Source organism: Nocardioides sp. PD653-B2 (assembly GCF_002117935.1).
Classification (GTDB): domain Bacteria; phylum Actinomycetota; class Actinomycetes; order Propionibacteriales; family Nocardioidaceae; genus Nocardioides.
The window spans coordinates 1-19,495 of sequence record NZ_BDJE01000065.1 but is presented as its reverse complement, the minus strand read 5'-3'; the positions used below and the strand labels follow the sequence as shown (position 1 = coordinate 19,495).

20 protein-coding genes are annotated in these 19,495 nt (G+C 70.8%); 12 read left to right on the top strand and 8 right to left on the bottom strand.

Features of this window, described 5'->3' with window-relative positions; all coding sequences use genetic code 11:
- Positions 1-10 precede the first annotated feature (10 nt).
- The 4 genes from PD653B2_RS22970 to PD653B2_RS22955 are packed head-to-tail and all read right to left on the bottom strand — an operon-like array spanning position 11 to position 3,389.
- Entirely contained in the window at positions 11-958 is a 948-nt protein-coding gene (locus PD653B2_RS22970; protein WP_085874750.1) for a VOC family protein, read from the bottom strand.
- 12 nt (positions 959-970) lie between these two features.
- Positions 971-2,047 (bottom strand): 4-oxalomesaconate tautomerase, encoded by a 1,077-nt coding sequence (locus PD653B2_RS22965; RefSeq protein WP_085874749.1) that lies wholly within the window; start codon positions 2,045-2,047, stop codon positions 971-973.
- Entirely contained in the window at positions 2,044-2,745 is a 702-nt protein-coding gene (locus PD653B2_RS22960) for a 4-carboxy-4-hydroxy-2-oxoadipate aldolase/oxaloacetate decarboxylase (protein ID WP_085874748.1), read from the bottom strand. The genes PD653B2_RS22965 and PD653B2_RS22960 overlap by 4 nt, the downstream gene beginning before the upstream one ends.
- Positions 2,742-3,389 carry a GntR family transcriptional regulator gene (locus PD653B2_RS22955; RefSeq protein WP_085874747.1) on the bottom strand — a complete coding sequence of 216 codons (648 nt, stop codon included), beginning with the start codon at positions 3,387-3,389 and terminating at the stop codon, positions 2,742-2,744. Before PD653B2_RS22955 ends, PD653B2_RS22960 begins: the two co-directional genes overlap by 4 nt.
- A 374-nt stretch (positions 3,390-3,763) precedes the next feature.
- On the opposite strand from PD653B2_RS22955, the gene ligM reads away from it, so the two are divergent.
- From ligM to PD653B2_RS22905, 10 genes are all read left to right on the top strand, one after another.
- Complete coding sequence (gene ligM, locus PD653B2_RS22950) at positions 3,764-5,170, top strand: vanillate/3-O-methylgallate O-demethylase (protein ID WP_085874759.1); 1,407 nt, start codon at positions 3,764-3,766, stop codon at positions 5,168-5,170.
- 122 nt (positions 5,171-5,292) lie between these two features.
- The gene (locus PD653B2_RS22945) at positions 5,293-6,834 is read left to right on the top strand and encodes a GAF domain-containing protein (RefSeq protein WP_207559501.1); all 1,542 of its coding nucleotides are present in this window, start codon (positions 5,293-5,295) and stop codon (positions 6,832-6,834) included.
- Positions 6,831-7,493 carry a response regulator gene (locus tag PD653B2_RS22940; protein WP_085874745.1) on the top strand — a complete coding sequence of 221 codons (663 nt, stop codon included), beginning with the start codon at positions 6,831-6,833 and terminating at the stop codon, positions 7,491-7,493. The genes PD653B2_RS22945 and PD653B2_RS22940 overlap by 4 nt, the downstream gene beginning before the upstream one ends.
- Before the next feature lie 154 nt (positions 7,494-7,647).
- Positions 7,648-7,947 carry a 2Fe-2S iron-sulfur cluster-binding protein gene (locus tag PD653B2_RS22935; protein ID WP_242665414.1) on the top strand — a complete coding sequence of 100 codons (300 nt, stop codon included), beginning with the start codon at positions 7,648-7,650 and terminating at the stop codon, positions 7,945-7,947.
- 166 nt (positions 7,948-8,113) lie between these two features.
- Positions 8,114-8,860: an alpha/beta fold hydrolase gene (locus PD653B2_RS22930; protein ID WP_085874743.1), complete on the top strand. Its 747-nt coding sequence runs from the start codon at positions 8,114-8,116 to the stop codon at positions 8,858-8,860.
- The gene (locus tag PD653B2_RS22925; RefSeq protein WP_085874742.1) at positions 8,845-9,126 is read left to right on the top strand and encodes a muconolactone Delta-isomerase family protein; all 282 of its coding nucleotides are present in this window, start codon (positions 8,845-8,847) and stop codon (positions 9,124-9,126) included. Before PD653B2_RS22930 ends, PD653B2_RS22925 begins: the two co-directional genes overlap by 16 nt.
- A gap of 56 nt (positions 9,127-9,182) precedes the next feature.
- Positions 9,183-9,551 carry a protocatechuate 4,5-dioxygenase subunit alpha gene (gene ligA / locus PD653B2_RS22920; RefSeq protein ID WP_085874741.1) on the top strand — a complete coding sequence of 123 codons (369 nt, stop codon included), beginning with the start codon at positions 9,183-9,185 and terminating at the stop codon, positions 9,549-9,551.
- Positions 9,544-10,440, top strand: a complete 897-nt coding sequence (locus tag PD653B2_RS22915; protein WP_085874740.1) for a class III extradiol dioxygenase subunit beta — start codon at positions 9,544-9,546, stop codon at positions 10,438-10,440. Before ligA ends, PD653B2_RS22915 begins: the two co-directional genes overlap by 8 nt.
- Positions 10,437-11,300, top strand: coding sequence for a methylenetetrahydrofolate reductase (locus PD653B2_RS22910; protein WP_085874739.1), 864 nt, complete (start codon positions 10,437-10,439; stop codon positions 11,298-11,300). Before PD653B2_RS22915 ends, PD653B2_RS22910 begins: the two co-directional genes overlap by 4 nt.
- Positions 11,301-11,589: 289 nt before the next feature.
- A complete protein-coding gene (locus PD653B2_RS22905) occupies positions 11,590-13,071 on the top strand; it encodes an aldehyde dehydrogenase family protein (RefSeq protein ID WP_085874758.1) in 1,482 nt (493 codons plus the stop codon).
- 137 nt (positions 13,072-13,208) lie between these two features.
- Here the strand turns inward: PD653B2_RS22905 and PD653B2_RS22900 are convergent, their stop codons facing one another.
- From PD653B2_RS22900 to PD653B2_RS22885, 4 genes are all read right to left on the bottom strand, one after another.
- Complete coding sequence (locus PD653B2_RS22900) at positions 13,209-13,634, bottom strand: hypothetical protein (RefSeq protein WP_133059089.1); 426 nt, start codon at positions 13,632-13,634, stop codon at positions 13,209-13,211.
- Positions 13,635-13,687: 53 nt separating this feature from the next.
- Entirely contained in the window at positions 13,688-14,569 is an 882-nt protein-coding gene (locus PD653B2_RS22895) for an AMIN-like domain-containing (lipo)protein (protein WP_133059088.1), read from the bottom strand.
- A gap of 141 nt (positions 14,570-14,710) precedes the next feature.
- Positions 14,711-15,925, bottom strand: a complete 1,215-nt coding sequence (locus PD653B2_RS22890) for a class I SAM-dependent RNA methyltransferase (protein ID WP_085874736.1) — start codon at positions 15,923-15,925, stop codon at positions 14,711-14,713.
- A 16-nt stretch (positions 15,926-15,941) separates the two neighbouring features.
- Positions 15,942-17,987 (bottom strand): APC family permease, encoded by a 2,046-nt coding sequence (locus tag PD653B2_RS22885; protein ID WP_242665413.1) that lies wholly within the window; start codon positions 17,985-17,987, stop codon positions 15,942-15,944.
- A gap of 46 nt (positions 17,988-18,033) precedes the next feature.
- Here PD653B2_RS22885 and PD653B2_RS22880 point away from each other — a divergent pair, with 46 nt between their 5' ends.
- On the top strand, positions 18,034-18,696 hold the full coding sequence (locus tag PD653B2_RS22880) for a potassium channel family protein (RefSeq protein WP_085874757.1): 663 nt from the start codon (positions 18,034-18,036) through the stop codon (positions 18,694-18,696).
- Positions 18,697-18,705: 9 nt separating this feature from the next.
- Entirely contained in the window at positions 18,706-19,380 is a 675-nt protein-coding gene (locus PD653B2_RS22875) for a potassium channel family protein (protein ID WP_085874734.1), read from the top strand.
- The last annotated feature ends 115 nt before the right edge of the window (positions 19,381-19,495 follow it).

Below are 19,495 nucleotides of genomic sequence, written 5' to 3'. Positions count from 1 at the left end.
TGCGTTCCGCTCACTCCCCCACCGGCGGCGTGCCGTGCGTGTGGAACGTGGAGATGGTCTGCAGCCCCCAGGCCTGCCCCTTGGCCCGCTCCTCCGCCGACCAGTCGATCGGCCGCCAGTCGGGGGCGAGCACCAGCCGGGCGCCCGGATTGTCCAGTTCGATCCGGTTGCCGGCCGGGTCCCAGACGTAGAGGAAGAAGCTCTGCTGGATCGTGTGCTTGTGCGGCCCGGTCTCGATGTGGACGCCGTGCTCCAGCGCGAGATCGGCGGCCCGGAGGACGTCGTCGCGGCTGTCGACGGCGAAGGAGAGGTGGTGCAGCCGGCCCGGGGTGCCGGTGTCGTCGCGGGTCCAGACGGCGTCGTAGCCCTTGTTGGTGAACGTCGTCCAGCTGCCGGCGACGCCGTCAGCCAGCACGATCTGCTCGGTGACCATCCCGCCGAGGACGTCGACGGCGAAGTCACGGTTGGCGACCGCGTCGACCGCGAGGTAGTTGATGTGGTCGATCCGCCGCACACTCACCCCGCGGCCGGGATAGGCCTGCGCCTGGTTCTTCAGCGCCGGCACCAGGTCGCCCGTCGGCCGGTACCACTCCGTCTCGTAGTAGACGCCCATCTCGTGCCCGTCGGGGTCGGTGAACACATAGACCGGCCCGTAGCCCGGATCGCCGTCCTCCCAGCCACGGCCCAGCCCGGTCGCCTGGATGGCGTCGACCCGCCGCTGCAGCGCCTCGGGGGTGCTCGCCCGGAAGTTGGTCCGGCCCACCCCCGGTCGCGGGGCCGCGGTGAGCTTGATCGTCGTGTTCTCGTAGTCGTCCCACGCACGCAGGAAGATCGAGTCGCCGGCCGAGCCGTTCTCCGTCATGCCCAGGTAGCGCACGTAGAAGTCGAGGCACTTCTCGGGCTCGTCGGTCAGCAGCTCGACGTGGGCGAGGTGGGCGATGTCGTGCAGCGGGGGCACAGGGGCTCCTTCTCAGCGGGGGTAGGCGGTGCCGTCGAACAGCTTGCGTGCGGTGCGGACGACGCCCGAACGGACGACGCGGGGCGGCTGGACCGAGCTGTCGACGACGACGTCGACCAGCAGGTGGCCGGTGGGGTGCTCGACGTCGACCTGCGAGGTGTCCGCCGGCCAGTCCGCGGTCAGGTCGTGGCCGAGCGCGCCCGGCAGCAGCATGCCCGTGACGACGCTGACCGCGGCCAGGACGCCGATCGAGGTGTGCGGCTGCACCGGGATGAACGACCGCATACACACCTGCCCCCCGTCGCGCGGCGCGGCGAGCAGTACCGTCTTCGGCACCGAGGCCGCGGACACGTCTCCCATGCCCATCAGCTCGGCGCTCCTGCGGCGGAACGCGTCGATCCGCTTCAGCAGGGCGGTGTCGGCGTGCAGCTCCTCGGGCGTCTCGTACCCGGTCAACCCGAACGACCCGGCGAGGGCGAACACCACCGGCATCCCGTTGTCGACGCAGGTGCACCCGATGCCCTCGACGGTGTCCCGCACCTGTCCCGTGGGCAGCAAGGCACCGGTCGCCGACCCCTCGGTGTCGGTGAACGCCAGCATCACCCGTGCCGCCGTGCCGGGGACCCCGGCGATGGCGACGTCGCCCCGGTACTCCACACGTCCGCCGGGGGTCGGGAAACTGGCGACGGCCACACTGTCGGAGTTGACCATCCGGATGCGCACGCTGGTCTCGCCGTCCGCCGCGGGCACCAGCCCGCGTTCCACCGCGAACGGCCCGACCCCGGCGAGGATGTTGCCGCAGTTCTGCCGGTCGCTCACGGTCGGCTCGTCGACACCCAGCTGCAGGAACAGGTAGTCGACGTCGAACTCGGGGTCGTCCGACGGTGACACGACCGCCACCTTGCTGGTGAGTGTCGTGGCGCCACCGAGCCCGTCGATCTGTCGAGGGTCGGGCGTGCCCATGAGGCGCAGCAGCAGGCGGTCGCGCGCGGCGGGGTCGAGCGGCAGGTCTCGCGCCTCGAGGTACAACCCGCGTGAGGTGCCCCCGCGCAGCATCGTGCACCGGACGCCCGTCTCGTCGTAGCTCACGGCTCCTCCGCCCACTTCTCGTAAGGGAGGTACTCGATGCCGAAGTCCGGCAGCTGGTCGCGCAGGCCGTAACGGTCCAGACCCAGCTCGCCCCGCTGGAAGGCCGCGCGGCTGGCGGCCTCCTTGTCGACGCGGGCCTGCGACGCGATCAGCGCCCGCGCCACGTCGGCGCGTGGCACGACCATCACGCCGTCGTCGTCGGCGAGCACCACGTCCCCGGGAGCGACCGTCTGCCCGCCGAGCACGACGGGCACGTTGACGGCTCCGGCGGTCGCCTTGACCGAGCCCTGGGCGCTGACGGCGCGCGACCAGGCCGGGAAGCCCATCTCGCGAAGCTCCGCCACGTCGCGGACCCCGCTCCCCAGCACCACCCCGCGGACGCCGCGGTGCGCCAAGGCGGTCGCGAACAGCTCGCCGAACAGCCCGTCGGTGGACGGGGAGTTCGTGGCGACGACGAGCACGTCGCCGGGACGGCACTGCTCCACCCCGACGTGGATCATCAAGTTGTCGCCCGGCCAGCAGAGCACGGTGACGGCGGTGCCGCCGATCCGGGCGCCCGGCCAGGCCGGGCGGAGCTCCGGACCCAGGTAGCCGACCCGGCCGAGCGCCTCGTGGACGGTGGCGACGCCGAAGCCGCCGAGCGTCTCGGCATCGCCCGGGTCGGCGCGGGGAGGATCGGTGACGACGACGGTCCTCATGCGGGTCTCCCGGGTGTCGGCTCGGAGAGCGCGGCGATGACGCTGCGGAAGTGGGTGACGGCGGCGGCCTCTGCCCGGTCGGGGGCGCGGTCGGCGATCGCCTCGACGAGGGCGGTGAGTTCGCCGAGGCTGACCCGCGGCCGTCCTGGCCGCAACGACAGTTGGAACTGGTGGCGCACCAGCTGTGCCTGCAGCCGGCCGACCAGGTCCGCGGCGATCGGGTGGCGACTCATCTCGCCGACCATGCCGTGCAGCTGCTGGATGAGATCGGAGTACTTCAGGACGTCGCCGGAGTCGACGGCAGCGGTCATGGTGTGCAGATGTGCGCGCAGCCGGTCGGCCTCGGTGTCGGTGACCCGCTCGGCCGCCTTGCGGGCGAGCAGCCCCTCGAGCGGCATCCGGCACTCGGTGATGGCGATGGCCTCGTCGGTGGAGACGACCCGCACGCGTGCGCCCTTGTTCTGGATCCGCTCGACCAGGCCCTCCGCGGCCAGGGCGTCGATGGCCAACCGGATGTTGCCACGACTGACGCCCAGCAGCTCCACGAGATCGGCCTCCACGAGCCGAGCACCAGGGAGCAGGTCGCCGTCGGTGATCGCTGCCCGCAGCGCGCTCTCAGCGACGTGCCGTCCCGATCCGATCACGCCACTCCTCCTCGACGGCCTGGCCTCGACGCTAGGGACCGGCCGCTCCGATTGTCAACAATGTCGTCAACAGAATCTCTCGTTGTCGGCCGCGCATCAGGGTCCACCCGAACGCTGCGCGACATTTGGCGTAGCCGGGCACGCCCCATCTGGCCGGAGACGGCCCGACATCCGGCTGTGTGCGGCGTCACCCGTCGCACCTAGCGTTCAAACCGCGGGCTGCGCCGGAGCCCGCGGAGCACCGTGGGGCGCTCGCTGTGTGTCGCGGTCCCCACGAGCGACGAGATCCCCGGCGCGAACCGCGGTCGCCTGACTCCCTCGCTCGCGGCCCGCCACCGGCCCGCAGAAGTGACACCCGACGAGAACGGATGGACATGACCGCCACGAACCTGCAGCAACTCCTCGACCAGACCGGCGACACCGTCGGCATGCTGCGCAACTCCCAGCTCGGCACCTACATCTACCCCGTGGTGCCATCGGAGTTCACCAACTTCCGGCGGGAGCAGAAAGCGTGGCAGGAGACCGCCGTGCTCTTCGACCAGACCCACCACATGTTCAACCTGTTCATGAGCGGCCCGGGCGCGATCGAGCTCATCTCCGACACCGGCATCAACAGCGTGGCCGACTTCCCGGTGGACATGGCGAAGCAGTTCGTCCCGGTCACCCCCGCGGGCAACGTCATCGGTGACGGCATCCTGTTCCACCTCGCCGAGGAGGAGTACGTCTACGTCGGCCGCGCTCCCGGCGCCAACTGGCTGCAGTTCCAGGGCCAGACCGGCGGCTACGACGTCGAGATCCGCAACGACCCCCGGTCGCCCTCGCGTCCGTACGGCAAGGCGGTCACGCGCGACCTGTGGCGCTTCCAGATCCAGGGCCCTCAGGCCTGGCCGATCATCGAGAAGCTCCACGGTGGCACCGTCGAGCAGTTGAAGTTCTTCCGGATGAGCACGATGAAGGTCGCCGGGGAGACCGTGCGCACGCTACGGCATGGCATGGCCGGCGCGCCCGGCCTGGAGCTCTGGGGCCCGTACGAGAGCTACGACCGGATCCGCGAGGCCATCCTCGAGGCCGGCCAGGAGTTCGGCATGGAGCCGGTGGGCTCCCGCGCCTACTCGACCAACACCCTCGAGTCCGGGTGGATCCCGTCGCCGCTGCCGGCCATCTACACCGGCGAGGAACTGCGTCCTTACCGTGAGTGGCTCGGCGCCGACAGCTACGAGGCGACCAACGCCGTCGCCGGCAGTTTCGTGTCCGACGACATCGAGGACTACTACACCAACCCGTGGGACCTCGGTTACGGCTCCTTCGTCAAGTTCGACCACGACTTCATCGGCCGTGACGCCCTCGAGGCCCTCGACAAGGACGCCCAGCGCCGCAAGGTCACCCTGGAGTGGAACTCCGACGACCTCGCCACGTTGCTGTCCTCCCCCGTCCAGGGCGCGACGTACCAGTTCTTCGACCTGCCGAACGCCAACTACGGCTCATCGAACTTCGACAAGGTCATCGACGCCGACGGCACCGTGCTGGGCCTGTCGATGTTCACCGGCATCTCGGCCAACGAGAAGAAGGGCCTGTCCCTGGCCACCATCAGCCCCGACGTCCCGCATGGCGCCGAGGTGCGCGTGGTCTGGGGCGAGCCCGACGGCGGCAGCAAGAAGACCACCGTCGAGCCCCACGAGCAGTTCGAGGTGCGCGCCACCGTCAGCCCGGTCCCCTACGCCAAGATGGCACGGGAGACCTACCACGCCGGCTGGCGGAGCGCCGCAGTCGAGGGACGGTAGTCGCCGGCACCGCGTGGTTGACAGAGACCCGCGGCGACGGCGACGCTCACCCGGGTCAGAAGGAGGCGACGGTGGACCTCGGTCCGAGACGTACCTGTGCTCCCTCGCTCGAGGAGGGCGCTGTGCCCGCCGAGCTGGTGGAGCATGCCCCGGAGGGGCTGGCGGTGATCGACGCCGATGCTCGTTTCGTCGAGGCGAACCCGGCTGCGGTGGCGCTGTGCGGGCTACGGGCCGGCGCAGTAGCCGGCACGGGCTCCCCCTTCCCGCCGCCCGATGCCGACGCCTCGCCCACGGGCGAGTCGACCGTGGAGTGGCAGGTGGCGCCAGGCGTTCGACGCGAGTTCGCCTACGTCCTCAACCAGATGCCCGGACGCCAGCTGTGGGTAGTGTCGTTCCGGGACGTGACCGTGAGCCGGCAGCGCCAGCGGAGGCTGGCCGCCATCGCCAAGGCCGCGTCCAGCGTGGCGTCCAAGCGGTCGCTCGTGGGCACGCTCGAGACCCTCGCCCGAGAGGTGGCGCGGACGGACTCGCTCGCCGGCGTCCAGGTGCTCACCACGAATCCGGCGGGCGACCGACTGCACGTGATGGGGGCGGCCGGGTTCGGCCGCGCGCCCGACTTCTTCGACAAGCTCATGGAGTGTCGGGCGCTCGGCGCGCGGCTGATCACGCTCGAGGCGCTCGAGACCCGCAAGCCCTTCGTCGTGGCCGATCGCTACGACGAGATCCAGCGGGACCCGGCCTGGGCACCGCTGCACGAGATCATGCGCCATCCCCGGTGGGGCTGGTTCGCGAGCGTGCCGCTTCTCGCCCGCGGGGAACCGGTCGGGATCCTGAACGCCTACTTCGCGCCGGGCCAGACCGTCGGCGACACCGAGCTCGCCTTCCTGCTGGCCATGGCCGAGCAGGCCGCGATGGCGGTCGACCATGCCGCCCTCCTCGACCGGGAGCGGGACGTCGCCCGCCGGGAGGAGCGGCAAAGGCTGGCCCGCGACCTGCACGACTCGGTGGTGCAGCAGGTGTTCTCGATGATGATGCAGGCGCGGTCGCTCGGCGTCCTCGTCCAGCGCGGGCTGGCGCCGCTGCCCGAGAAGGTGGCGCAGGTCGCCGACGATCTGAGCACCAGCGCCGAGGACGTCCTGGCCGACCTGCGTGGGATGGTGGTCGAGCTCCGGCCGGCGACCGGCACCGAGCGCGGGCTGCTCTCGGCGCTGCGCTCCCTCGTCGACACGACCCAGGCCCGGACGGAGCTCTCCGTGGAGCTGGCGATGGACGACTCCGCCCAGGAGATCTCGGAGCTCGACGCCGACCTGCTCGAGGACGTCTACCGCATCGTGGCGGAGGCGTTGCACAACAGCGTCAAGCACGCGGCCGCCTCCCGGGTGGTCATCCACCTGCGCGTCGCCTCCCACGGCAGCCGACGGCGCCTCCTCGCCGAGGTCATCGATGACGGGTGCGGGCTCGCCGGGGGCTCGGACCGGAGAAGCGGCCCGGCATCGGGAGGCATGGGGATGGCCGTGATGCAGGAGCGCGCGGCCCGCTGGGGCGGTGTCGTCCGCGTGCGCGACCTGCCCTCCGGTGGGGCGAGGATGCAGCTCACCCTGCCGCTGCTGACCTCCCTGCCGACGACGTCGTCGGCGTCGGCGAACCGGACGGTCACGCCGTGACCGCTGGGAGACCGGTACGCGTCCTGGTCGTGGACGATCATGCGGTGGTCCGCCGCGGGGTGGTTGCCTACCTCGAGGCGATCGAGGACCTGGAGGTGGCGGGCGAGGCCGGCGACGGCCAGGAGGCCCTGGACCTCCTGTCGCGCGCGGCGGCGCACCAAGAGCTGCCGGACGTCGTCCTGATGGACCTCCAGATGCCGGGCATGGACGGCGTGACGGCGACCGGCGAGATCGTCCGGCGCTTCCCGGACGTGCGCGTGGTGATCCTGACCAGCTTCGGCGAGACCGAACGGGTCCACGCCGCCCTCGAGAACGGCGCATCGGGATACCTGCTGAAGGACGCCGGCCCGACCGAGGTCGATGCGGCGCTGCGAGCAGCGGTCAGCGACGAGGTCTTCCTCGACGCCGCGGTCACCCGGCGGCTCACCCAGGAGATGCGGGCCCCGCATGCGGGGCTCGGCGGCCTCACGGCGCGGGAGAGAGAGGTGCTGGTGCTGATCGCCGACGGTCAGTCCAACAAGGACATCGCCCGGCGCCTCGACATCAGCGAACGGACCGCCCGGACGCACGTCAGCCACCTGCTGACGAAGATGGGGCTGACGTCTCGCACACAGGCCGCCCTGCTCGCGGTCAAGGAGGGGCTGGTCCAGCCTCGATGACCGCCGCCCGCATCAATTGTCGCATCGGCGGTACGACGGCCAGGACGCCCCGGCCGGGTCAACCGCGCGATCCGTCCCGGCGCAGTTCTTCGTAGCGTCGACCCAGGCATGGTGTTGCCGGCCCCCACCGGCAGACTGTCGAAGGGAGGACCGCGTGGCCGCCACTCACGAGGCCGACAGCGACGCCGCTCCTGTCCAGGTCGTCTGCGAGACCGCCGGGAGGGTGCTGCTGGTCCCGCCGGGCACCTCGATCCTCCAGGCCGTCCGTGATGCGGGCCTCGAGGTGACGCTGCCCTGCGCCGACGGCCTCTGCGGCGCCTGCGAGACGCGGGTCCTGGAGGGGCGACCCGAGCACCGGGACACCGTCCTGACCGCCGAGGAGCATGCTCTCGGCGACACGATGCTGATCTGCGTCTCGGGGGCGAGGACCCCGCGGTTGGTGCTCGACCTGTGATCGGCAGGCGACCCGGTATGCACGACGGATGACGTAGGTGTCCTGCGTCACATCGGTCGCCGCGGCGGTGACATCGGACGGATTCACGCGGTCGTCGCCGTCCCTACCGTAGCCAGCAGACACTGACGTCCTGCACGAATACCCAGCCCTCGGAGGATGCACCGGCATGAGCACCCTCGTCCTCCTCCACGGTGCCTGGCACGGTGGCTGGTGCTGGGAGCGGGTGGCCCGTCGTCTGCGCGACGCCGGGCACAGCGTCCATGCCCCGACGTTGACCGGCTTGTCGGAGCGGGCGCACCTCCTGTCTCCCCTCGTCGGGCTCGACACCCACGTGGAGGACGTCGTCCGGCTGATCGACGTCCTCGGGCTCACCGACGTCGTCCTGGTGGGACACAGCTACGCGGGACAGATCGTGACGGCAGTGGCGGATCGCCGGCCCCGGGCGATCGCGCAGCGCGTCTACCTCGACGCCTTCGTCGGCGCCGACGGGGAGGCGGCGCGCGACCTGCTGCCCGAGACCGTGGAGCGCCACTGGGCGGAGTCGGCAGTCGAGCAGGGCTTCGGGTGGCTGGTGCCGGTCCGCAAGCTCTCGGTGCTCGGCGTGACCGAGCAGACCGACATCGACTGGCTGCTCCCGAGGCTGACGCCGCACCCCTGGAAGACCTACACCGATCCGCTGCGACTGACAGGCGCGGTGGACGACGTCCCGGCGGCATTCGTCGAGTGCGTCAGCTGGATGCGCGTCTTCGCCGACCAGGCCGACCGTGCGCGATCGGCTGGGTGGACGGTCCACGAACTGGAGACGGGCCACGAGGCGATGGTGACCGCGCCGGAAGAACTCGCCGGTGTGCTCGTGAAGCTGGCAGGAGGCCTGGGCAGTGAGCAGGGAGGTCTGACATGGAGTTCCTGGTGAGGTCGGAGAACCAGCTGCCCGTCGACACCCCCGTCGAGCGGCGCCAGGAGTTGCGCGCCGGTGAGCGCGCGCGGGCCTTGGAGCTGCGCGAAGCCGGCGTGCTGAAGCGGCTGTGGCGGGTGCCCGGCCGCAATGCGACGGTGGGGCTGTACGAGGCCGACGACCCGGCCGCGTTGCACGACGCCCTCATGTCCCTGCCGATGGCCCCGTGGCTCGACGTCCACGTCGAGGCACTGGCCACTCACCCGCAGGAGCGGGCAACGTGACGACAGCGTCCGACGCGGCAGCGGTGCGGCCGTCCTCGACGAGGAGAGGGTTCCCGATGAGCACGCCAGAGCCGCGCGGTCCGGTGGACGTGCCGGGCACGCCGATCTTCGACGGGCAGTCGAGCCGGCGCGGGCTGCGCATGAACACGATGTTCATGAGCTTCCGCGACGAGGCGAACCGCACGCGGTTCCTGGCGGACGAGGCGGCGTACTGCCACGAGTACGAGCTGACACCGGAGCAGCAGCAGGCGGTGGTGGACCGCGACTGGACGGCGATGATCGACCTCGGCGGCAGCATCTTCTACGTCTACAAGCTGGCCATGATCGACGGCCTCTCGATGCAGTACCTCGGCGGCGTGTTCACCGGCATGTCCGAGGCGGAGTTCGTGGCGGAGATGCGAGCGGGAGGCCGGCGGGATGGCTGAGGTCATCTGGGGACTGGCGACGTCCCACGTCCCCTCGATCGGCGCGGCGATGGACCGGCAGAAGACCGACGACACGAACTGGATGGACCTCTTCGAGGGCTACGCCCCGGCGCGTGCATGGCTGGCCGAGCACCGTCCCGATGTCGCGATCGTCGTCTACAACGACCACGCCAACGGCATCGACCTGGACTTCGTGCCCACGTTCGGGCTCGGCACGGCCGAGCGCTACCCGGTGGCCGACGAGGGTTTCGGTCCCCGGCAGGTGCCCGAGGTGGTCGGCGACCCGGACCTGTCGCTGCACCTGCTGGAGTGCCTGATGGACGAGGGCTTCGACCTGACTGTCTTCCAGGCGCTCGACGTCGACCACGGGCTGACCGTGCCCCTGTCGGTGTGGACGCCCGATCCGGGGGACGCCTGGCCCTGCCCGGTCGTTCCGGTGCTGGTCAACGTCATCCAGTACCCCCAGCCGACGGCCGCCCGGTGCTATGCCCTCGGCGAGGCCCTCGGCCGGGCGATCCGCAGCTACCGGGACGGCGTGACCGTCGGGATCCTCGGCACCGGCGGCATGTCCCACCAGCTGGCGGGTTCGCGGGCGGGCTTCATCAACCCCGAGTTCGACCGCATGTGGATGGAGACCATCGAGACCGACCCGGCGAAGCTGGCGACGCTGAGCCGTGAGGACCTGATCCGCCAGGCCGGTTCGGAGGGCATCGAGCTGATCATGTGGCTCGTCATGCGTGGCGCGATGAGCGAACAGATCACCAAGATCCACTCGCACTACTTCGTGCCGGCCTCGAACACCGCGGCCGGTCTCGCCCTGTTCGACAACCGGGTCCCCCAGCCTGAGCCCGTCCCCGGGCCACCGCCCAGAGAGAAGGCACTGACGTGATCCGCGCCCTGACCGCTGATGACTCGTCGACCCGCACCGCGCTCAAGAGGGCCTTCGAGAACCTGGGCTACGAGGTGATCCCGCTCAAGGGAACCGAGGAGCAGGTCCTCCACCACGTGCCCACGGACGTGCGGCTGACCGTCACCGCCTCCCCCGCCAAGGGCCAGGACGCCACGGTGGACCTCGCGGTGAAGCTGGCGCGCCACGGGTACTCCGTGGCGCCCCACCTGTCGGCGCAGCAGGTCCGTGACCGCGCCCATCTGGCCGACCTCGTCGCCCGCTGCCGGGAGGCCGGCATCTCCCACGTGTTCGTCGTCGGTGGTGACCCGACCGACACCCCCACCGACTTCAAGCACGCGCACGACCTCCTCGTCGCACTGCACGAGCTCGACCACGGGTTCACCGACATCGGCATCGGCGGCCATCCCGAAGGTCACCCCGCCGTGCCCGAGGAGGTGCTCTTCCAGGCCCTGAAGGACAAGGCCGAGCTCGCGACCCACATCACGACGCAGATCGTCTTCGACCCGGCAACCATCCTGACGTGGTCCCGCGAACTCAAGCGCCGCGGGATCGACCTGCCCATCCAGGTCGGCGTGCCGGGTGCGGTCCACCGCCAGAAGCTCCTCCGGGTCTCCGGCGGCCTGGGGATCGGTGCGTCGGCCGACTTCCTCAAGAAGCAGCAGAACCTCTTCTGGCGCTTCTTCGCACCCGGCGGCTACAACCCCGCCAGGATCATCAAGGGACTGGCTCCTCACATCGGCAAGCCGGACAACACCCTCGACGGGTTCCACATTTTCACCTTCAACGACCTCCACGCGACCGAGGCCTGGCGCACGAAGACACTCGAGGCTCTCGCGTGACCGCGCGCGCGATGGACGGCCCCATGCTGGCGGTCTCCGGGATCCTGCGGCAGCAGTCGACGCCGGCGCGCCTGGTCTCCGACAGGCTGTTCTCGCACATCCCGGCGCTTCCTCGGCACCGGCCCCGCGTCGCCGGACGGGGGTGCCGGCCACCGGCCGGCCGAGACGGGGCCACGGCTGCGATCACGGCGCCCGCCGCCGTCGCACCGGCATCACGGACCATGGCGCTTCCGGCGCACGTACCGGAACACGGACCCGCAAACGGACACACAGAGAGGTGGCGATGAGCATGACAAGCACGACGGCCCAGGTGACGACGGGGCTCTACATCGGCGGACAGGAGCGGGCAGCAGAGGATGTGCTCGAGGTCGTCGACCCGGCCCGACCCGGTGTCGTCGTGGGGACGGCCGCAGCGGCGTCGGCCGAGGACGTGGCGGACGCGGTCGCGGCGGCGAAGGCGGCCTTCCCGGCGTGGTCGGCGCTGTCGGCCGCCGAGCGTGCGGCGCAGATGTCCGCCGCCATCGAGGGGATCGCCGACGAGCGCGACGAGGACGCGCGGGTGCTCTCCCTGGAGAACGGCAAGATCCGGATGGAGGCGTGGATCGACGCCCTGGTCTTCGAGATCCGGTGGCAGCTGGCTCTCTCCGTCGCAGACGAGGTGGAGCAGAGCAAGGTGCTGCCCCCGGCCCCGGGGATCCCGGTCGAGACCACGGTCGCCTACCAGCCGATCGGCGTGGTGACCGTGATCGTGCCGTTCAACTGGCCCATCGCGATCCTCGCCGCAGCGCTCCCCCACGCCCTGTTGGCCGGCAACACGGCCATCGTCAAGCCGCCGCCCTCGACTCCGCTGGCCACCACGCGGCTGGTGCAGCGGGTGGCGGAGAAGCTGCCCCCGGGCGTGCTCAACGTGGTGACCGGCCGGGACAGCGAGATGGCTGGCCTGATCGACAATCCCGACGTCGCGAAGGTCTGCTTCACCGGCAGCGTCAACGGCGGGAAGCGGATCATGGAGATGGCCTCGCGCAGCCTCACCCGGGTCACCCTGGAGCTGGGCGGCAACGACCCGGCGATCATCCGCGAGGACGCCATCTTGGACGACGACCACGTGGACCGGATGTTCGGCGCGATCTTCGACACGACCGGCCAGATCTGCATGAACGCCAAGCGCCTGTACGTGCACCGATCGCGCATGGACGAGCTCGTGGCCGGGCTGTCCGCGCGCCTGGAGAAGGTCGTGCTCGGACACGGCCTCGCCGAGGGCACCACGATGGGCCCTCTCCACCAGCCGGCCCAGAAGGCGTTCGTCTCGGAGATCGTGGAGGAGGCGAAGTCCTCCGGGGCCACGGTGCTGGAGTTCGGCGAGCTGCCCGGTGGCGAGCTCGCCGAGGGCAACTTCCTGCGCCCGGCCATCGTGGTCGACCCCGACCTGTCGCTCCGCGTCGTCACCCAGGAGCAGTTCGGCCCGGTGATCCCGGTGATCCCGTTCGACGACGACGCCGAAGCGGTGCGGCTGGCGAACGACACGTGGGCAGGCCTGTGCGCATCGGTCTGGACTGCGGACACCGAATCCGCCACCCGGCTCGGCAGCCAGCTGGAGTGCGGCTACGTGTGGGTCAACGACCACGGCGCCGCACGCCTGGACCTGCGGGCCCCCTTCGGGGGCATGAAGCAGTCGGGCATGGGCCGCGAGCAGGGCATCGAGGGCGTCCGCGCCTTCCAGGACACGCGCTCGATCGCGCACCCCCGCCCGGCCGAGTCGGCCGGGCACTGAGGAGCGGCTGCGCAGCACTCCCGTCGACGGTCCGCCTCGGCCACCGCGGCAGCGGCCACCCGTGGTGCTCCTCCACGGGTGGCGGCGACGGCGGCGCCAGGTGATCGCCGAACAGGCTCGTTCGCTGCCGGGCCCAGCTAGGCGCCCAGCCAGCCGAGCCCTTCAGCGACCTGCTGGAGCGTCGAGGCTGTCACCAGACCTCCGACAAGGGTCGCTGAGACCACCAGCCAGGAGTGGTCGTGGTGACGCGTCAGAGCCAGCGCGCCAGTCACCACCGAGGCCGCGGCGCTCACCAGGATCGCCACCGCGGCGAGGGTGAGAAGCGGCTTGTCCGAGAAGCTGTCGGCGTGCTCCATACCCAGAGCGAAGCCGGTCGCGAGAGCCACGGTGCCACCACAGGCGATCCCAGCGAGCCAGGCCGTCCACCTGCCGCAGTGGGTCTCGGGTGACCACTGCATGCCATGGTCCGTCTTGAGCGTCGATGCGTTCATGCCTTCAGCATTCTCGTCCTGCCGGCAGGGCGACGAGGGCCGAATGACATCACCACCGTGGACGAACGGCACGGCGAGACCGGCGGATCGTCGGCTGGCGCAGTCGGTCCTGAGCCGGTGCGGCGTCAAGGTTCGAGGCAGGCCGGGATCGAATCCGTGTCGCCGGTCGGGCTCTCGGTGTGTCCTGCCCGATCGAAGATCTTGACCCAGTCGACGGTCGGGAACTGCCGTAGCGTCCGCATGATCTCGCCGGCAACGGACACCGTGGATCCGCCGCTGCTGCAACGGCCGGTGAGGCGGACCTTTGCCACTCGGTGTGAGACGACCAGGTCGGCGAACCCGGTGGCGCGCGACCTCAGCAGCCGCAGGCCATCGGCCCTCTCGCTCCGCACCGGTCCTGCGAAGAGCCGGTCCATGGCACCGGTGGCCGGTGAAGTCGCCCGGACCTGGCGCACCACCGGGGTGAAGAAGGGCCGGACGTTGTCGACGAAGTTGCCGAGGTCGAAGAAGTACACCCGGCGGTCCACGGTGCGGAAGGCTGCCCGGACGTCGATGACGACCCTGGCCGGGTCCGACAACGTGAACACCTGGAAGTCGGTCCTCTTGGCGAGGCCGATGCCGTACGTCGTCACGCCCTCGAAGTCGCCGGCCCGGACGGTGGTCATGATGTTGGGCAGGGCGAACGTCTTCCGCTCGAGGACCGTTTCCCCCTGCGCGTCATGGGCCACCGCGTCCGCGAAACGCACCTTCAGGACGGCTCGTCCGGCGATCCTGACCCGCCGCCCGGAGCCGTCGGCGATGAGCCTGTCGACGTACCGCACCCGGTAGCTCGAAGGCAGGCCGCCCTCGAACTCGTAGACGATCCGGTCCACGCCGCCGGCCTGGTGCGAGGCCCGGATGGTCACGAGGGTCGGTGTGGCAGGAGGCGCCTGGGCGCCGGCGGGCGCGAGACCGGCCGCGACCACGCCGGCGATGACGATCAGCGAGAGAAGACGGAAGCTCTTCATCGGGGTCACCTCATGGGCGGGTTCCGAGCACCTGACCTCTCCATGGTCACCACCCCGGGTCGCCCCCGCCAGTGCCGAAAGTCCCGGCTCATGACGGGATCGGGCGGTCGACGGCGTCGTCGGGTACGGCTCCGCCGCAGGTCAGCCGGTCTTCTCCAGCAGCGCGACGCACTCGACGTGGTGGGTCATGGGGAACATGTCGAGCGCGCGCAGCGCGCGCACCCGGTAGCCGAACTTCGCGAACGTCGCGACGTCACGACCCAGCGCGGCCGGGTCGCAGGCGACGTACGCGACCGCCCGCGGGCTGCGGGCGACGACCTGCTCGACCACCAGCGCCCGCGCGCCCTCGCGCGGCGGGTCGAGCACGACGACGTCGACGGATCCGAACGCCGTCGGCAGCAGCCCGGCCAGCACCTTGTCGACGCTGCCGCACTCGATGTGGACGCCCTCGCAGCCGGCCAGGTTGGTCTGGGCGTGCTTGCAGGCGGTCCGGTCGCCCTCGATCGCGAGCACCCGTCCTTGCGGTCCCACGGCGTCGGCGAGGAAGCGCGCGAACAGGCCGACCCCGGCGTACAGGTCCAGCGCCGTCTCGCCCTTCTTCGGCTCCAGGAAGTCGAGCACGGTCTCGACCAGCACCCGCGGGGCTCCGGGGTGCACCTGCCAGAAGCCGTCGGCCTCGACGATGAAACGGTGCTCGCCGAAGCGCGGGACGTCGACGACCTCGGAGACCGTCGACGACAGCGCGGCGGCGTGCCGGTCGAGGGTGGTGCCCGCCCGACTGATCGCCCGGGCGTCCGGGCGGGTGATGAGGCAGTCGTCGACGGGGATCACGTCGCGGGAGCGGTAGCGACGCAGGCCGCGGCGGCCGCGTGGCCCGGTGGCCCACTGGATCCGGGTGCGCCAGCGCAGCCCGTCCTGGTCGCCCGGCACCGGCTCGACCTCGGCGTGGACGTCGGTGTCACCGAGCCGGGTGAGCTGCTCGCGGACCACCGCGGCCTTGAGCTCGCGCTGACGCGGCAGCGCCACGTGCTGGAAGTCGCAGCCACCGCACCGGCCGGGGCCGGAGTAGGGGCAGGGCGGCTCCACCCGGTCGCGGGACGCCTCGAGGACCTCGACGGCGTCGCCGCGCCAGAACCGGTCGCCGTCGGTGCCCTCGGTGATCTCGACGACCACCCGCTCCCCCGGGATCGCGTGCCGGACGAACACCACGCGCGGACTGTCGGACGGCCCGTCGACGGTGCCCTCGAGCCGGACGATGCAGTGCCCGCCGTGGGCGATCGGGCCCACCACGGCCTCGAACCGCTCGCCGACCCGCGAGCCGCCCCGTGCCTTGCGCTCCCGCGGTCGCCTCGTCACGGCCGGGTCTCCGCGGTCATCGAGGCACCTGGCGGTCGGTTTCCCGGTCCGGGACGTTGCCGAGGCGCAGCTCGCTGGGCCGCACCCAGGCGCCCTCGCGCTCCTCACGCTCGCGGACCAGCTGCGAGGACCGCAGCTGGTAGGGCACGGACGTGACCATGACGCCGGGCGCGAAGAGCAGGCGTCCCTTGAGCCGCAGCGCCGTCTGGTTGTGCAGGAGCTGCTCCCACCAGCGACCGACGACGTACTCCGGGATGTAGACCGCCACGACGCCGCGCGGGTTGGCCTTCTTGATCTCCATCGCGTAGTCGACGATCGGGCGGACCAGCTCGCGGTACGGCGAGTGCAGCACCTTGAGCGGGACGCCGAGGTTGCGCTCGTCCCACTCCTCCAGGAGCCGGTTCGTCGCCTCCGGGTCGACCGAGACGTAGACCCCCTCGAGGACGTTGGGCCGGGTCGCCTTGGCGAAGGCCAGGGCGCGCAGGGTCGGCTTGTGCAGCTTGGAGACCAGCACGATCGCGTGCACCCGCGTCGGGAGGACCTTGTCCTCCTCGTCGGCCGCGAGCTCCTCGTTGACCTTCTCGTAGTGGCCGTGGATCTTCCGCATGATGACGTAGAAGACGATCATCGCCAGGATCGTGATCCAGGCGCCGGCCAGGAACTTGGTGATCAGCACGATCACCAGCACCACGGCCGTGAACGTCAGACCCACCGTGTTGATCAGCCGGGAGCGGAACATCCGGCGCCGCTCGCCGGGGTCCGTCTCCGTCTTCAGGTGGCGGGTCCAGTGCCGGATCATGCCGAGCTGGCTGAGGTTGAACGACACGAAGACGCCGACGATGTAGAGCTGGATCAGCCGGGTCGTCTCGGCGTCGAAGACCTGGATCAGGATGATGGCCATCACCGCGAGGAAGACGATGCCGTTGCTGTAGGCCAGCCGGTCGCCGCGGGAGCCGAGGGCCCGCGGGGCGTAGCCGTCCTTCGCCAGGATCGAGCCGAGCACCGGGAAGCCGTTGAAGGCGGTGTTGGCGGCGAGCACCAGGATCACGCCGGTGACCGTGACGACCAGGTAGAAGCCCGGCGAGAAGTCGTGGAAGACCGCCCGGGCGATCTGGGCGATCACCGTGTGCTGGTCGTAGTCGGCGGGCAGCGGCTTGCCGTCGAGCGTCAGCCGGTCCATGTCGCTGGGGTCGACGAGCTGGAGCCCCATCTGCTTCGCGAGCACGATGATGCTGATCATCATCGAGATCGCGATGGCGCCCAGGAGCAGCAGCGTCGTCGCGGCGTTCTTGCTCTTCGGCTTCCGGAACGCCGGCACGCCGTTCGAGATCGCCTCGACACCGGTCAGGGCCGCACAGCCGGACGAGAAGGCGCGCGCCAGCAGGAACAGGAGCGCGAACGTCGTCATCGAGTCGCCGTACCCGGGCGTGGGGGCCATCTCGAGCCGCGCGCTGGCGACTTCGGGCAGGTCGCCGAAGACGAGCTCGGCCATGCCGTAGGCGCACATGCCGAGGATCGACACCATGAAGAGGTACGTGGGCACGGCGAAGTAGGACCCGGACTCGCGGATGCCCCGCAGGTTCAGGGCGGCCAGGACGATCACCATCATCGTGGCGAACGTCGCCTCGTGGCCGATCAGCGGATGGATCGCGGAGGCGGCGTACTGCGCCCCCGACGAGATCGACACCGCGACCGTGAGGACGTAGTCGACGAGCAGCGCGCTCGCCACGGTGGTGCCGGCCCGGGAGCCCAGGTTGACGGTCGCGACCTCGTAGTCGCCGCCGCCGCTGGGGTAGGCGTGGACCGTCTGGCGGTACGACGCGACGACGGCCGCCATCACCAGCGCGACCGCGATGCCGATCTTCCAGGACCACACGTAGGCCGACGCCCCGGCCAGCGACAGCATGATGAAGATCTCGTCCGGCGCGTACGCGACGGAGGAGAGCGCGTCGCTCGCGAAGACCGGCAGGGCGATCCGCTTGGGGAGCAGGGTCTCCCCCAGCTGGGAGCTGCGCAGCTTGCGTCCCAGCAGGATTCGCTTCGATACGTCGCCGACTCCCACGTGCGGAAGGCTAGGCCATCGGTCCCGCTGTTGTAGCGTGCACGTCGTGCACGTCGTGATCATGGGCTGTGGGCGGGTCGGCTCGACGCTGGCCCGCAGCCTCGAGGACCGCAACCACACCGTGTCGGTCATCGACAGCGAGCCCGACGCCTTCCGGCGTCTCGGGCCCGGTTTCAACGGCGACAAGGTCACCGGCTACGGCTTCGACCAGGCGGTCCTGGAGAAGGCCGGCATCCGCCGCGCCGACGCGTTCGCCGCGGTCTCCAGCGGTGACAACTCCAACATCATCGCCGCGCGCGTGGCCCGCGAGACCTTCGGGATCCAGCAGGTCGTGGCCCGGATCTACGACCCCGGCCGCGCCGAGGTCTACCAGCGACTCGGCATCACCACGGTCGCGACCGTCAAGTGGACCGCCGACCAGGTGCTCCGCCGGCTGCTCCCCGCCGGCGCCGAGCCCGACTTCCGCGACCCGTCCGGCACCATCCGGCTCGACCAGGTGCCGGTCACCGAGGCGTGGATCGGGCACCGGACCGTCGACTTCCAGATGCAGTCGCGCAGCCGGATCGCGTGGATCGACCGGCTCGGCGAGGGCATGCTGCCCACCCGGGAGAGCGTCATCCAGGAGGGCGACCTGCTCCACCTGGTGATGCGCGAGGAGAACGCCGCACACGCCTACCAGGTCTTCGACGCCGGCCCGGACGAGAGCTGAGGAGCCACCATGCGCGTCGCCATCGCCGGAGCCGGTGCCGTGGGCCGATCCATCGCCCGCGAGCTGATCGGGAACGGCCACCAGGTCCTCCTCATCGACAAGAACCCCGGCTCGATCAAGCCCGAGCGGGTCCCGGACGCCGAGTGGCTCCTCGCCGACTCCTGCGAGCTGTCCTCGCTCGAGGAGGCGCGTCTCGACCAGTGCGACGTGGTCATCGCGGCCACCGGCGACGACAAGGCCAACCTGGTCACCTCGCTTCTCGCCAAGACCGAGTTCGGCGTGCCGCGCACGGTCGGCCGGGTCAACCACCCCAACAACGAGTGGCTGTTCACCGAGGCCTGGGGCGTCGACGTCAACGTCTCCACCCCGCGGATCATGTCCGCGCTGGTCGAGGAGGCGGTCACGGTCGGCGACCTGGTGCGGCTCTTCACCTTCCGCCAGGGCAACGCCAACCTGGTCGAGATGACGCTGCCCGCCGACTCGCCGTACGTCGGCCAGCCGACCGGCCTGATCCCGTTCCCCGAGAACTGCGCCCTGGTCACGATCCTGCGCGACGGCCAGGTCTACGTGCCCGACCCCGAGCAGCCCGTCGAGGCCGGCGACGAGCTGATGTTCGTCGTGCCCGCCGACCTCGAGGACGAGCTCGAGCGACTCCTCGCGCCGAGCGCCCACCCCGGTGGTTGAGGAAGGCGCACAGCGCCTGTCTCGACACCCCCGCAGCCCTCACGGTGGTTGAGGAAGGACGAAGTCCTGTTGCCCCCGGTGGTTGAGGAAGGCGCGCAGCGCCTGTCTCGAAACC

Excerpts from the sequence above, each read along its gene's own strand:
- PD653B2_RS22960 (WP_085874748.1), bottom strand. The coding sequence starts at position 2,745 with ATGAGGACCGTCGTCGTCACCGATCCTCCCCGCGCCGACCCGGGCGAT.
- ligM (WP_085874759.1), top strand. The coding sequence starts at position 3,764 with ATGACCGCCACGAACCTGCAGCAACTCCTCGACCAGACCGGCGACACC.
- PD653B2_RS22930 (WP_085874743.1), top strand. The coding sequence starts at position 8,114 with ATGAGCACCCTCGTCCTCCTCCACGGTGCCTGGCACGGTGGCTGGTGC.
- PD653B2_RS22925 (WP_085874742.1), top strand. The coding sequence starts at position 8,845 with ATGGAGTTCCTGGTGAGGTCGGAGAACCAGCTGCCCGTCGACACCCCC.
- ligA (WP_085874741.1), top strand. The coding sequence starts at position 9,183 with ATGAGCACGCCAGAGCCGCGCGGTCCGGTGGACGTGCCGGGCACGCCG.
- PD653B2_RS22915 (WP_085874740.1), top strand. The coding sequence starts at position 9,544 with ATGGCTGAGGTCATCTGGGGACTGGCGACGTCCCACGTCCCCTCGATC.
- PD653B2_RS22905 (WP_085874758.1), top strand. The coding sequence starts at position 11,590 with ATGACAAGCACGACGGCCCAGGTGACGACGGGGCTCTACATCGGCGGA.
- PD653B2_RS22895 (WP_133059088.1), bottom strand. The coding sequence starts at position 14,569 with ATGAAGAGCTTCCGTCTTCTCTCGCTGATCGTCATCGCCGGCGTGGTC.
- PD653B2_RS22875 (WP_085874734.1), top strand. The coding sequence starts at position 18,706 with ATGCGCGTCGCCATCGCCGGAGCCGGTGCCGTGGGCCGATCCATCGCC.